The following is a 14019-nucleotide window of genomic DNA, read 5'->3' as shown; positions in this document are numbered from 1 at the left end:
TTTTCATAAAAAAACATCTGCACCATTTCGGTACAGATGTTTTTACTTATGCCTTTTTCTTAAATAAGTTTACAATACTTAATGCAAGCCCTCCCCAAATGACTACTATTCCAATAACCATCATCATAATCGCTGATCCACTCATTATGAAACACCTCGATCTTTCCATTCTTTTTCAAGCTTGGCAGAATCCGAATGAATTTGTGCATCCCATTTTTTCAGGCCAATGATTATTGCAACTATGAGGAATGCTGCTGCTATCGACCAACCATACGTTACAACAAACTCAGTCGGATAATCTCCGTAGTTCTTTTTAATATTTTGGATTGTACCATCAATTAGCATATACCCTAACATAAGCGGAGTAATAACGAGTAAACTCACTCTCCAAAACGTTCCTAATTTAATATCAGATACAAAGTTTGCATGATTTTGATAAACTGGTAAACGGCGTAAAATGAGCCCTATCGTAACTACTTCCGCAAGTGCAATTGTAATTAATCCGAAATTATTAGCGAAATAGTCGACAACATCTAAGAACATAAGTCCACCACGTGTTGCAAAAACAAGAGAAACTAACACGAGAAGGGTTCCCATAATTCCAATAGTTTTTTCCCGACTTAAACTGAATTTTTCAGATACAGCGGCAAAGCATACTTCTGCGAGTGAAATAAGTGATGTAATTCCAGCAACCGTTAACGATAAGAAAAATAAAACACCAAACAACGGTGACATCGGCAATTCATTAATAATTTGAGGAAATACTACGAACGCAAGCCCAACGCCAGCACTTGCTACTTTATCAACCGGTACTCCCATATTATTTGCCATAAATCCAAGAGCTGCAAAGACCCCAATACCTGCTAATAATTCAAATCCTGAGTTTGCAAATCCAGTAATAAAGGCATTATTTGTTGTATCCGAGTTTTTCGGTAAATAGCTAGAATACGTAATCATAATTCCAAATGCTAAAGATAAACTAAAGAATATTTGACCGTAAGCAGCAAGCCATACTTTCCCATCAAAAATACGACTCCAATCTGGTTTAAAGAATGCATCTAGTCCTTGCATAGCACCTTCCATCGTCACTGCACGAACAACGATAATAAGGAACATAACAACTAATAAAGGAATAAATATACGGTTAACAACTTCGATTCCTTTTTTAACTCCTTTAAATGCAACGCCAAGCACAATAATCCAAACGAGAGCTAACGGAATTAATACTTCTGGTACAAGTCCTCCAAATTGTCCTGGCTTATCTGCAACATGTAAGTACTCTTTAAATAAAAATGATTGCGTGTCTTTTCCCCACGCTCCAGTAATTGCAAAGTATGTATACGATATAGACCAAGCAATAATCACTGCATAATATGTTGAAACGATAAATGTTACGCACATTTGCCACCATCCAATAAATTCGGCACGCGGGCTAATACGGAAAAATGTAAGTGGCGCTGAACCACGATGACGATGACCAAGGGCAAACTCAAACGCTAACAATGAAATACCAGTCGTTAATAATGCAAATAAGTACGGTAAAAAGAATGCTCCTCCTCCATTTTCATACGCTGTATAAGGAAAACGCCATATGTTTCCTAATCCAACGGCAGATCCGACCGCTGCGAAAATAAATCCAGCTCTCGTTCCCCATTGTTGCCTCGTTTCCATGTTTCCTTCCCCCTTTATGACAAGTTCATACTTGGATTATATTGTAAATTAACTAAATTATCAATAAATTCTGTTAATTTTTGAGAAAATTAACATCTCTCTCCTATTAACAGCATAAAAAAATCGAATAGACAATTATTCGTCTATTCGATCTTTCATCTGTTTTAATATTTTCTTTTCAAGTCTTGAAACTTGTACTTGCGAAATGCCTATGCGCTCTGCTACTTCTGATTGTGTCTGATCTTTATAGTAACGCAAATATACAATTAAGCGCTCTCGTTCATCTAGTTCTCTAATCGCTTCTTTTAAAGCAATTTTATCGAACCATTTCGTTTCAGATTGATCTGCAATTTGATCTAAAATAGTGATTGGATCTCCATCGTTTTCATATACAGTTTCATGTATAGATGAAGGGGCCCGGCTCGCTTCTTGTGCTAGCACAACTTCCTCTGGCGTTAGTTCTAGTGCCTCTGCCACTTCATTAATCGTTGGAGCCCTTCCGAATTCTTTCGAAAGCTCATCTCTCATCTTTCGAATTTTGTTTCCTGTTTCTTTTAAAGACCTACTAACTTTCACTGATCCATCATCACGTAAGAAACGTTGTATTTCACCAATAATCATTGGAACTGCATATGTTGAAAATTTCACGTCGAAAGATAAATCAAATTTATCTACCGATTTCAAGAGCCCAATACATCCAATTTGAAATAGGTCGTCTGGTTCGTATCCTCGATTAAGAAACCGCTGTACAACCGACCAAACGAGGCGCATATTACTTTGAACGATTGTATCTCTCGCTTGTTGATCTCCATCTTGACTTTTTTGAATTAACGCTTTTAGCTCGTGGTCCTTTAACTGAGGTTTCTTCTTCTCATTTTTGACCTCTATGTCCATAGGCTATTCTCCTTAATTGCATAGAGCGTTACTATTTGATAAGTATTTTGTCAAATGGATTGTTGTCCCGAAAGATTCGTTTGAAATAACTTCTACTTCATCCATAAAATTTTCCATGATAGTAAATCCCATTCCGGAACGCTCTAATTCAGGTTTAGTTGTAAAAAGGGGTTGTCTCGCTTCATCTAAGTTAAAGATTCCAATCCCTTCATCTCGAATCGTGAGTTTCACCATTGCTTCTTCCAAAATTACAGAAATATAAACAATACCTTCTGCATTTCCTTCGTATCCATGAATAATTGCATTTGTAACCGCTTCTGACACAACTGTTTTAATCTCCGTTAATTCTTCCATCGTTGGATCTAGTTGTGCAATGAAAGCCGCCACTGTAACGCGAGCGAATGATTCATTTTGACTTAATGCTGAAAATTGAAGGTTCATTTCATTTCTCATCTATGCCACCCCCAACGTCGCGAGCGCGTGCGCTTCACTTTCTTCTAAGCGAACGATTTTGAATAAGCCCGACATTTCAAATAAACGCTTAACAGGCGGTGAAATTGCACAAACAACCATTTCTCCACCTAATCCCTTTACGTGTTTATATCGGCCTAATATAACACCTAGACCAGAACTATCCATAAACGATAAGTTCTCTAGGCTCAAAACAATATGATGAACACCATGTGTCTCAATCATATCTGTTACTTTCGTTCGCAACTCTTCAGCCGTATGATGATCTAATTCACCCTCTAGTCTCACACATAGGACGTCACGTTTTACTTCTAATTGCATGGAAAGACTCACACGATTTCCTCCTTATGCTCAAACTTTACTTATTCACATACATAAAGATTTTCGTGATACAAAATAAGAATCCTTCCTGCTGACAAAAGAAGAACTATTTCGTCATAAAGTGAAACCTTTCAGCATTATTCACTTACATACGAATAGAAAAGCGGCAAAATATTTGCCGCTATTTTGATGTTGAAAACATCCCAAAACTTCTTTTAAATAACTCCCACCAGCTCGCTGCAGCAACATCTTCTTTTGCTACAATTGTTTGTTTTAATAAAACATCTTTATCTTTTTTAATAACAAGTGTACCAAGCGCGTCACCTTTTTTAATCGGTGCTTTTACTTTCTTTTCAGCAATTACTTCTTGTTTTACCTTGTCCATATTCTCGCCCTTCTTCATAAGAAGAGAAACATTATCTGATGCAACTAAATCTACTTTTTCTTTTTTCCCTTTCCCTACTTGAACTGTCTTAATTTTTTCGCCGCGCGTATACAATTTCTTTGTCATATATTGTCCAAATGCATAGTCAAGAAGCTTCGTCACTTGGTTGTTCCGTTCTTTTGATGTTGGTGCTCCCATGACAACTGAAATGACACGCATGCCATTTTTTTCAGCCGATGCTGTTAAACAATATTTCGCTTCTGTCGTAAAACCTGTTTTTACTCCATCTACGCCAGGATAAAAACGTACTAGCTTATTCGTATTAACGAGCCAAAACTTTTTATCCGTATCTTCACGTAAATAATCTTCGTACTTACCTGTGTATTTACGAATAAGTGGATACTTCATCAATTCTCTCGCCATTATAGCCATATCATTTGCTGTCGAATAATGGTCTTTGGCCGGAAGACCTGTTGGGTTTTGAAAATGTGTATTTTTCAGCCCTAAATCTTTCGCCTTTTTGTTCATCATATTTACAAATCCTTCTTCTGAACCTGCGATATGCTCGGCTACTGCAACAGATGCGTCATTTCCAGATGCAATTGCAATACCCTTTAACATCTCATTTACAGTCATCTCTTCCCCAGGTTCTAAAAAGATTTGCGATCCACCCATTGAAGCTGCATGTTCACTCGCTCTAACTTTATCGGTCAGTTTTAGTTTTCCTTTTTCAACTTGTTCCATAATTAAAAGCATTGTCATAATCTTTGTCATACTAGCAGGTGGTAATTTTTCATTTGGGTTTTTATCAAATAAAACTTTACCTGTATCTTGCTCAATTACGATTGCTGACGACGCTTGTTCCGCTAACTTCGGCGTTGTTTCTTCTGTTTTCTCCTGCTTCGTTTTTTCAGATTGCGCAAAACTCACTGAAGTTCCAGAAAGCAATAACATGAAACAAACAAGTATTCCAAAAACTCGCTTCATGACTAACCCTCCATTCTATATCAGACCTATTTTTTCCAATTCTCCTTTTTTTAATACCAATTTTTTCTATTATTTTCAGTTGACAAATACATTCGTCCCCTATATTGTATTAAATGTATTACACACAGTAGTACACTTAATACATATGAGGAAGGAGACATTGCTCTTGCATATTCAACTTGACCCAAGAAGCAACACTCCGATATGGGAACAAATTGTTCAAAATATAAAAGAACTCGTATTGAAAAACATGTTGGCTCCAAGTGATAAACTTCCTTCTGTACGCGAACTCGCTTCTTTACTCGTTATAAATCCAAATACAGTGAGTAAAGCGTATCAAGAGTTAGAGCGACAAGGAATTATTGAAACGTTACGAGGAAAAGGAACATTTGTATCCCAATCGATTACCCCAACATTAGACGAAAGGAAAATCGCTATGGTTGAAAAGCAATTTCATCAATTACTATTAGAAGCCTCTTATCTTGGTGTTACGAAAGATAAAATTCATGATTGGATAGATTCATACTATAAAGAGATTGGAGGAAATACGGATGCTGAAAGTGACAAGCTTGAAGAAAACAATTGATACTCAAACAATTTTAGACGATGTTTCTTTCACATTACAAAAAGGTAGTATCATCGGGTTACTTGGAAGAAACGGCGCGGGAAAAACAACTTTATTACGAACGATGGTCGGCATTTTAGACCCAGACGAGGGAACTGTTACATATGAGGATATCGACATTCATAAGAATCCTGAAACGAAACAAAAAATCGTATATGTTCCGGATTCTACTAACATACTGAACGGTTATACAGTAAAAGAAATCGTGAAGTTTTATAAAGCAGTTTATACAGCTTTTGATGAACCATATTTCTATGAACTACTAGAACGTTTCAACTTACCAAACAAACGAATTCGTAGTTATTCAAAAGGAATGAAGGCACTGCTTGCTATCATTTTAGCTGTTGCTGCACAGGCAGAATATATTATTTTAGATGAACCAACAAACGGACTTGATCCTATCGTTAAAAGACAGATTTTACAGTTTCTCGTTGGAGAAGTTGCAGAAAAAGAAATTACCATTTTCATCTCTACCCATCATTTAGATGAAGTGGAACAAATTGCAGATACAATCATTATGTTAAAAGGACATACTGTAGCATCTATTACGTCACTAGACGATGCAAAATCACAATTTGCAAAAATACAAGTAGATTACGAGCGTTCATTACCTCAAAAACTAGAAAACTTAAGCAATATTAAAATATTAAATCAAACAGGAAAAGTATATACAATCTTAATTGAAGGAAATGTGGCTACAACACTCGAGAAGTTTTATAAAGAACAACCACTGCTCATTGAAGAATTAACAATGTCACTTGAAGATGTCTTCGTTACGACACTGGAGGAGGATGGGTATGTTTCATAAGGCGTTGTGGATGTGGAATTGGAAGCGTGGGAAATATGCTGCGTTACTTTTTCTCTTCAGTTCACTTTATTTTTTATCTTTCGAATACTATCAAGCAGCAGAAACTCAACAGTCTCTCTTTCTCCATCCAGAAAAAATAGGTGAAGAAAAGTTCTACTATCATTATTCTTTTTATTCTTCTAATAGCTTTTGGTTAAGTATTATTACAATTATCCTATCCTGTATATTAATTGGATGGGAGCGAAGTAATCAAAATGGAGATTCACTTATGACATTTCCATTTAAAAGACGTGATATGTTCTTATCGAAGTGGGTTTTCGGTGGATTTTTCATTGTACTATCATTTCTAATCAATTGGGGTCTTATGTATTTTATTTATAAATCTACGTTTCACTTTGAATATCAATCTTTCGAACCGTTTCATCGATATTTCTTGTATGCAATTTTCACATATATCGCTATCTATACTGTCTCTTTATGTATAGGTACATTTACTGGCAGTATTATTTCACAAAGCATCTTCAGCATTACTTTTTGCATAATGGGAATGGGAATCTTTTCACTCTTACTCCTTTTCTTTACAGCTCATGCTGAGGCAATACAGGGGAATAAAAGTTATACGAATTTCGAAAACATTTATAAATTCAATAAAAAGACCAACATTTCAAGCGCTATATTAGACTTTTCAATTAGTTATAATTACCACCCTACTGTCCAATCAGATGAAGATCATGGAAAAGTAATACAAAGGGGACCCACTTTTCATAGTTACTACTCTGCAAAAGTAATACTTGTTCCTATCTTCTATACTATTTCCAGCTTACTAATTGGTATGTTTCTTTATGCACGATCACCTAATGAACATAATAAGAAAATTTTCCTTTTCCCAAAATACAACTCACTCTGGATGTGGGGTACTACCTTTTATTTTGCATTAATAGGTGGGCAAATGTTAAAACGTTTTGATTTATTATTTAGTTACTATGTTGGGTTCTTTTTATTTGGAATCGTCACTTATTTTATATTATCACGTCTTACAAACTATAAAGTTTTTTAAAGGAGAGATCCTATGTTTCAAAAAGCATTATGGGTGCATACCTACAAACAAAGTAAATATATTGTTTGGCTATTTTGGTTAGTAAGTTTTTATGTACTATCATATAAATACTATTTAGCAGCTGCCGAGCAATTAAAATATTTTCATGAACATAATGAATGGAAATATATATACCGATACTATTATCAACTTTCACTTCCCGATGCTATCATGGTTCAAGGAGGACTCCTTATTATATTAGCCTGCATTCTTATTGGATGGGAACGTCAAAATCAATCAAGTGACATTTTATGGTCTATGCCATTTAAACGAAAACATCTCTTCATAACGAAATGGCTTTTTGGTGTGTGTAATATTGTAGCTATCGTTATACTAAATTGGGGACTTTTTGCTATTATGAAAAAGACAACCTTTCATAATAAGTATCAAATATTTTCACCATTTCATACTTACTTCTTGTACATGGTTATCATCTTAATTGCTATCTATACACTTGCATTATGCATAGGAACAATTGCTGGTAATATGATTTCACAAGGATTCTTCAGTGTTGCTATACTTGGATTCCCTTTTATTTTGCCGACTCTAATTGCCGGAGCTATTTCTATTCATACGGTTGGACTTACTTCCAATCATACCGTCTATACGGAGGAAAATGTAGATCGTTACGGTTCAGTAATAGAAAAAATGAGTATTTTAGCGCCCGTTCGTGGATTCAATATTAATTTTAATTACGATCCTCAACGTGCTTATACTGATCAACAAGGCGTACGTCATGATGAACCTAATTTTACGTATATTCCTTCAGCAACAAAACTTACCGGTCCAATTGCAAATATACTTATTCTATTCCCTTTAGGAATGTACTTATATACAAGATCACCTAATGAACAAAACGGAAACTTTCTATTATACCCGAAGCTTAAAACACTATGTATGATATGTTGTGTAATCTTTATTGGAATGTTTGGAGGAATGGCAGCGGGCGGAAGTCGTTCTATCTTAAATTATTATATTGGTTTTATAGGGACCAGTACGATAGTCTACCTACTATTATCTCGCTTATTAAAATTTAAATTTTCTTGGCGTGTGAAATAACCTCCTTTAAAAGGAGGTTATTTCACATTCTCTCTCCTATCCCCATACACCATCTCTTCTTTCATCCCAAATCCATCACCATTTTGCACAATTTGCTCTGTCGGTGCAACTACACTTTCGGCAATTTTCCATTCCCCACGCTCTTTTACGAATACTTGTAGAAAATAGTTCATGCCATCTAATTGATATGCATTTTCTTTTTTCACATTATAGTGAATCGCAATGTAGTACACTTGAATGTTTTCTTTCCCTATTTTTGATACGTATTGCGATAGTCTCGGTATATAAAGTGCTGCTTTCTGAAAAGATAGTTGCTTCGCTTTAACAAGCGATGAACTTGTTACATTACGTAATGTGTCCCGATTACGGATATTATCGCTATGGTGGAATAATACTGCGTTTTGCATAGAACGAACCCATAATTTTGAATATAAGACTGTATTATCGTTTTCGATGTACTTCACTTCTTTTCGCACCACTTGGATAGGCGTATCTGCGTACGTGAATGTTTGAAAACAGAAAAAACTACCAAATAAAATGGTAAGTGCAGCAATATATTTCATAATCTTTCCTCCGATCTTTTAATTAAAGTATCGGAGTTTCAAAATATTTTTATTCAAAAGAAAAAGGATAGGAGTGCTTTCGCTTCCTATCCTCATTTATTATAATACGCGGCCAAATAGTTCTAAGACCATTTCTATTTCTTGGTCGCTCCAACCTTTAAATCTCTCTTTATAATATTCTTTACGCACAGCTTCAAGTTTTTCAGTTACTTCTCTTCCGTGCTCTGTAATTTCTAAGTACACGATTCGACGATCTGAATTAGAACGTTTTCTTTCTACTAATCCTTTTCGTACGAGACGATCTGTAACAGCTGTAATATGACTGGAGGTTACGTTTACTTCACTCGCAATTTGCGAAGCCATCTGTGGACTGTTTAAAAATAACGCACGTAATACAGAAAATTCATTATATGGCATATGTTCTGCAAAACGTGTATTAATATCATTTTGTAATAAACGTATCATTTTTCGAAATGATGCAGATAAATCTAAAATCAGCGTTTCTCTTTTTTCGTTCAATAGCCTCGTCCCTTTTTTATCATATTTACACATATTATAATCTATAAATACCTATGTTGTATATGCTTTCTTTCCTCAACATTCTCATTTATGTAACTTTTTTCATATAAATTTCTTTTTTGTTCACACATATACATATAAAAAGGATGGTGATGGAAAATGCAGGGTGGAATGAATCCTTATTTACACAACGTACGCACAGCTAATACTGGTAAAGAAGCTACTATTACTGTACAAGGCGAAGGCGTCGTTAAAGCAAAACCGAATGTTGTTATATTAACGCTTGGCATTCGAACAGATGATAAAAATGTAAAACAGGCTCAAGAAGAAAATGCAGTGCAATCCAAACAATTGCTGGATGCACTTAAACAGCTTGGTATTGCCGATAAAGATATAGAAACGATTTCTTATACGATCACTCCTCAATACGAATATGTAAATGATAAAGCATTGCTGCAAGGATACCGCGTGGAGCATTTGTATGAAATTACCGTTTTAAATGTACAAAAAGCTGGGGAAGTATATGATATAGCCGTTTCAAATGGAGCAAATGTAGCAAAAGGTTTACGTTTCCGAGTATCTCATCCAAATAAATATTATGAGCAAGCTCTCATTCAAGCTCTGCACCAAGCAGTAGAAAAAGCTCGTGCTATTGCGAGTACATATAATTTAAATATTAATCCTGTTCCCCTCTCATTCGTTGAAGAATCTGCCCAATTACCAAGGGAGGTTACGTCTTATGCTACTTTACATGCACAAGCAGCCCCGCCTATTCAATCGGGTGAATTAGAAATCATTTCATCCATACGGGCTATTTTTACGTATTTATAACGAATTCTCTTTACAAGTAAACGTTATCATTTTACTTGTTGTAAAAACATGATGTTCTGATATAATAAAGAACGGTGAGCTCTTACGAAAGAGATATCACGGGTGGGAGAGGGATATGAAAAAGAAGGTTTAACATGAAAGGAATACTTGAAAGAACATTTAAATTAGGTTTACACGAAACATCACCAAAACAAGAAGTTTTAGCTGGAGTTACGTCATTTTTCACGATCGTATATATTATGATTGTAAATGCATCAATTTTATCCGATGCTGGCATTCCTCTTGAAGCTGGAATTTTAGCAACTGTTTTCAGTTCATTTGTCGGATGTCTACTCATGGCATTTTGGGCAAATGCACCTGCTATTCTTGTCCCTGGTATGGGTGTAAATGCATTCTTCACGTACACAGCTGTGCATACGCTTGGACTAACTTGGCAAGAAGCATTGGCTGCTGTCTTTATCTCTGGTATTATTTTTGCAATTGCCGCTTTTACACCAATCGCTCGCGTGCTATCAGTATCAATTCCAAAGTCATTAAAGGAAGCAATTACTGTCGGCATCGGATTATTTTTAGCGTTTATCGGATTGCAAAAAGGTGGCTTAGTCGTTTCGAACCCAAATACTGCTGTTGCAATGGGTAAATTAAGTAACCCTGTCGTTCTTGCGACCGTGCTTACTCTTATCGTTGCACTTGTACTATTTATTCGTAACGTACGTGGAAACTTTTTATGGACGATTGCAATAGGAACTGGTATTGCATGGCTATTTGGCCTTGTTGATACAAGTCAAATCGGAAATAGTTCATTCTCATTCGCTAATTACGGCGATGTGTTTGGAGCTATGTCATTTGGCAAACTTTCTTCCTTACCGTTTTGGATTGCAACATTCTCCTTAAGCATGGTGCTTATTTTTGAGAACATGGGACTTCTGCACGGTTTATTAGAAGATGACCGTAAATTCCCACGTGCTTACCAAGCCAATGCAATTTCAGCAATGACATGTGGTCTATTTGGCACAAGCCCTACCGTATCAACAGTAGAGAGTGCCGCAGGTATTACTGCAGGCGGAAAGACAGGTCTGACGTCTATCGTTACGGGGTTGTTATTCTTTGCATCATTGTTTGCACTTCCGTTTGTCAAACTAATTCCTGATAGTGCCATTGCACCAATCTTAATTATTATTGGCGGCCTGATGATTACAAGCATTCAGCAAATTCCTCTGAACGATTTTTCAGAAGGATTTCCAGCGTTCTTAATTATCGTCATGATCCCGCTCACATATAGTATCGCTGATGGCATTGCGTTCGGATTTATTGCTTACCCTATCTTAAAAGTTGCTCTTGGAAAGCGTAAAGAAGTCGCACCATCTATGTATATCATTACATGCTTATTCTTAGCTATGTTTGTATTACATGCTATTGGTTAAAAAAAACACCGAGGAAATCCTCGGTGTTTTTTTACTTAAACCATCCTTTTTTATAAAACCAGGCCATCATTCCGCCGCCAATTAGTGCCATGATAAGTAGACAAATAAAATAACTATATTGTCCACCAAGCTCTGGCATATGCGTAAAGTTCATTCCATATACTCCCGCAATAAATGTTAATGGCATGAAAATAGTCGAGAATACAGTTAATGTTTTCATAATGTTATTCATATGATGTGAGTTTAATGAAAAATAACTATCCCGAATATCTGCTGTTAACTCTCGACTTGCCTCAATCATTTCTGTTAGTTTAAGCAAATGATCATGTATATCTTTAAAGTAAATTTCATGATCGCTTATACCATAAAAACGAGTCGAATTTAAAATACGATATAATAAATCACGCATCGGAATGATTGTACGCCTTAGCTTTGATAAATCTGCACGTATATCAAATACCTCTTCTAATACACTTCCTGCTGTCTCCCCGGTTAAATTATCATCAATTGCATTTAAATGATCCTCAATGTAATATACAGGCGCAAAATAGTCATCTACAATTTGGTCAATAATTGTATGAGCTACGTGTAAAGGACTATTTTTAATACGCTTCTTTTCTCCAAGTGTTTTCCATACTCTTTCGATTGCATTGTTATGAGAAAAGTGGAAAGAAACAATATAACGATCACTAATAAATAAATCGATTTCGTGCGGTTCTAGTCCATCTTCCCCAAATGCATGAAGAACTAAAAAGTTATATCCATCATAAAAATCAACTTTTGGCCTCTGTACGTATTCTATACAGTCTTCAATTGCAAGGGGATGGAACTTAAAATGGTCTTGCAGAATATATGTATACTCTTCTTTCGTTGGCTTATATAAATCTAGCCAATACCATACAATATGGTCTTTCTTTGTTTCTTCTAGAGAAACATCATATAATACTTCATCTGTTTTTGTTACTGCACAAATTCTAATCATAATTTCACCCATTATTATTATAAACAAAAAATAGTAAAAAAAGCCAAGGAGAAATCTCCTCAGCTTTTTTTATTACTTCGTTACGATACCGTGTACTAAAGTTGGTGCATCTACGTGTTCTTTAGAGATCTTCATGTTCTCATAAATTTTCGCTTTTACATCTTCAACATTTTCGCGGTTTGCGTAAATTGTAACGAGAGATTCACCTTGCTTCACGCTATCGCCTACTTTTTTGCGCAGCATTAGACCAACTGCTAAATCAATTTCAGACTCTTTCGTTACACGTCCTGCTCCTAAAAGCATTGCTGCTGTTCCGATTTCGTCTGCAACGATTTCTGATACATATCCGTCTTCTTTCGCTTCCACTTCAATTTTAAATTGTGCTTGTGGCAATTTAGAAGGGTCATCAACAACAGATGCGTCGCCGCCTTGCGCTGATAAGAATGTTTTAAATGATTCTAGCGCTTTTCCGTTGTTCATTACTTCAATTAGCTTTTCACGTGCATCTTCTAAAGATGAAGCTTGTCCAGCAAGGTACACCATTTGACTTCCAAGTGTTAAACATAGCTCTTCTAAATCTTTCGGCCCTTTACCTTGTAATGTATCAATTGCTTCTTGTACTTCTAATGCGTTACCGATAGCTTCACCGAGTGGTTGACTCATATCAGAAATAACTGCCATCGTATTACGACCAACGTTATTACCGATGCGTACCATTGCTTCTGCTAAACGTTTTGCATCTTCATCCGTTTTCATAAATGCACCTGCTCCAGTTTTTACATCAAGAACAATTGCATCTGCACCAGCAGCAATTTTTTTACTCATAATCGAACTTGCAATAAGCGGAATTGAGTTTACTGTTGCTGTTACATCACGAAGTGCATATAACTTTTTATCAGCAGGTGTTAAGTTACCACTTTGGCCGATAACAGCGATTTTGTTTTCATTTACAAGACGCATGAATTCATCGTTTTCAATTTCCACATGGAATCCTGGAACTGCTTCTAATTTATCAATTGTACCACCAGTATGTCCTAAACCGCGTCCAGACATTTTCGCTACTGGTACATCTAAAGCAGCTACTAATGGACCTAATACAAGTGTCGTTGTATCACCAACACCACCTGTTGAATGCTTATCTACTTTTACACCTTCAATAGCCGATAAGTCGATTGTATCACCGCTATTTACCATTGCCATCGTTAAATCAGCACGCTCTTGATCGTTCATATCTTGGAAGAAAATTGCCATTGCAAGTGAACTTACTTGATAATCAGGAATATCACCATTCGTATATCCTTCAACAATAAAGTTAATTTCTTCTGTCGTTAATGCATGTCCGTCACGTTTTTTTGCAATTAGGTCCACCATTCTCATTGTGAA

At 35.9% G+C, this 14019-nt stretch carries 16 protein-coding genes; 6 read left to right on the top strand and 10 right to left on the bottom strand.

Annotated elements, in window-relative coordinates:
- Positions 1-46: 46 nt before the first annotated feature.
- From ACTFSL_RS24365 to dacF, 6 genes are all read right to left on the bottom strand, one after another.
- A complete protein-coding gene (locus tag ACTFSL_RS24365) occupies positions 47-145 on the bottom strand; it encodes a methionine/alanine import family NSS transporter small subunit (protein WP_000016828.1) in 99 nt (32 codons plus the stop codon).
- Positions 145-1671, bottom strand: a complete 1527-nt coding sequence (locus ACTFSL_RS24360) for a sodium-dependent transporter (RefSeq protein WP_000450088.1) — start codon at positions 1669-1671, stop codon at positions 145-147. The genes ACTFSL_RS24365 and ACTFSL_RS24360 overlap by 1 nt, the downstream gene beginning before the upstream one ends.
- Before the next feature lie 135 nt (positions 1672-1806).
- The gene (sigF, locus tag ACTFSL_RS24355) at positions 1807-2565 is read right to left on the bottom strand and encodes an RNA polymerase sporulation sigma factor SigF (RefSeq protein ID WP_000350729.1); all 759 of its coding nucleotides are present in this window, start codon (positions 2563-2565) and stop codon (positions 1807-1809) included.
- A 12-nt stretch (positions 2566-2577) separates the two neighbouring features.
- On the bottom strand, positions 2578-3018 hold the full coding sequence (gene spoIIAB, locus ACTFSL_RS24350) for an anti-sigma F factor (RefSeq protein ID WP_001243398.1): 441 nt from the start codon (positions 3016-3018) through the stop codon (positions 2578-2580).
- A complete protein-coding gene (gene spoIIAA, locus ACTFSL_RS24345) occupies positions 3019-3369 on the bottom strand; it encodes an anti-sigma F factor antagonist (RefSeq protein ID WP_000059135.1) in 351 nt (116 codons plus the stop codon). It abuts the gene before it with no gap.
- 169 nt (positions 3370-3538) lie between these two features.
- Positions 3539-4729: a serine-type D-Ala-D-Ala carboxypeptidase DacF gene (gene dacF / locus ACTFSL_RS24340; RefSeq protein WP_000831998.1), complete on the bottom strand. Its 1191-nt coding sequence runs from the start codon at positions 4727-4729 to the stop codon at positions 3539-3541.
- Positions 4730-4895: 166 nt separating this feature from the next.
- Between dacF and ACTFSL_RS24335 the strand changes: the two genes are divergently transcribed.
- From ACTFSL_RS24335 to ACTFSL_RS24320, 4 genes are read left to right on the top strand one after another with little or no spacing between them, the layout of a single operon-like run.
- Positions 4896-5315, top strand: a complete 420-nt coding sequence (locus ACTFSL_RS24335) for a GntR family transcriptional regulator (RefSeq protein ID WP_000548040.1) — start codon at positions 4896-4898, stop codon at positions 5313-5315.
- Positions 5281-6162, top strand: a complete 882-nt coding sequence (locus tag ACTFSL_RS24330; protein ID WP_440042538.1) for an ABC transporter ATP-binding protein — start codon at positions 5281-5283, stop codon at positions 6160-6162. Before ACTFSL_RS24335 ends, ACTFSL_RS24330 begins: the two co-directional genes overlap by 35 nt.
- On the top strand, positions 6152-7219 hold the full coding sequence (locus ACTFSL_RS24325; protein ID WP_440042537.1) for an ABC transporter permease: 1068 nt from the start codon (positions 6152-6154) through the stop codon (positions 7217-7219). Before ACTFSL_RS24330 ends, ACTFSL_RS24325 begins: the two co-directional genes overlap by 11 nt.
- 12 nt (positions 7220-7231) lie before the next feature.
- On the top strand, positions 7232-8317 hold the full coding sequence (locus ACTFSL_RS24320; protein ID WP_017657070.1) for an ABC-2 transporter permease: 1086 nt from the start codon (positions 7232-7234) through the stop codon (positions 8315-8317).
- 17 nt (positions 8318-8334) lie between these two features.
- On the opposite strand, the gene ACTFSL_RS24315 is transcribed toward ACTFSL_RS24320, so the two are convergent.
- Both ACTFSL_RS24315 and ACTFSL_RS24310 read right to left on the bottom strand, forming a co-directional pair.
- Entirely contained in the window at positions 8335-8880 is a 546-nt protein-coding gene (locus ACTFSL_RS24315; protein ID WP_000873787.1) for a hypothetical protein, read from the bottom strand.
- Between the two features lie 99 nt (positions 8881-8979).
- Positions 8980-9399 carry a MarR family winged helix-turn-helix transcriptional regulator gene (locus tag ACTFSL_RS24310; protein ID WP_001003307.1) on the bottom strand — a complete coding sequence of 140 codons (420 nt, stop codon included), beginning with the start codon at positions 9397-9399 and terminating at the stop codon, positions 8980-8982.
- Between the two features lie 159 nt (positions 9400-9558).
- Here ACTFSL_RS24310 and ACTFSL_RS24305 point away from each other — a divergent pair, with 159 nt between their 5' ends.
- Both ACTFSL_RS24305 and ACTFSL_RS24300 read left to right on the top strand, forming a co-directional pair.
- Entirely contained in the window at positions 9559-10230 is a 672-nt protein-coding gene (locus ACTFSL_RS24305; RefSeq protein ID WP_001161448.1) for an SIMPL domain-containing protein, read from the top strand.
- A gap of 134 nt (positions 10231-10364) precedes the next feature.
- Positions 10365-11654, top strand: a complete 1290-nt coding sequence (locus ACTFSL_RS24300) for an NCS2 family permease (protein ID WP_000676248.1) — start codon at positions 10365-10367, stop codon at positions 11652-11654.
- A gap of 31 nt (positions 11655-11685) precedes the next feature.
- Here ACTFSL_RS24300 and corA read toward each other — a convergent pair whose 3' ends face one another.
- Both corA and ACTFSL_RS24290 read right to left on the bottom strand, forming a co-directional pair.
- The gene (corA, locus tag ACTFSL_RS24295) at positions 11686-12648 is read right to left on the bottom strand and encodes a magnesium/cobalt transporter CorA (protein WP_002000765.1); all 963 of its coding nucleotides are present in this window, start codon (positions 12646-12648) and stop codon (positions 11686-11688) included.
- A 60-nt stretch (positions 12649-12708) separates the two neighbouring features.
- Entirely contained in the window at positions 12709-14013 is a 1305-nt protein-coding gene (locus ACTFSL_RS24290; RefSeq protein WP_097999108.1) for a pyrimidine-nucleoside phosphorylase, read from the bottom strand.
- Positions 14014-14019: the final 6 nt, after the last annotated feature.

It is taken from the genome of Bacillus cereus group sp. MYBK108-1, assembly GCF_051917185.1.
Classification (GTDB): domain Bacteria; phylum Bacillota; class Bacilli; order Bacillales; family Bacillaceae_G; genus Bacillus_A; species Bacillus_A cereus.
This window is presented reverse-complemented; position numbering and strand designations above follow the sequence as displayed.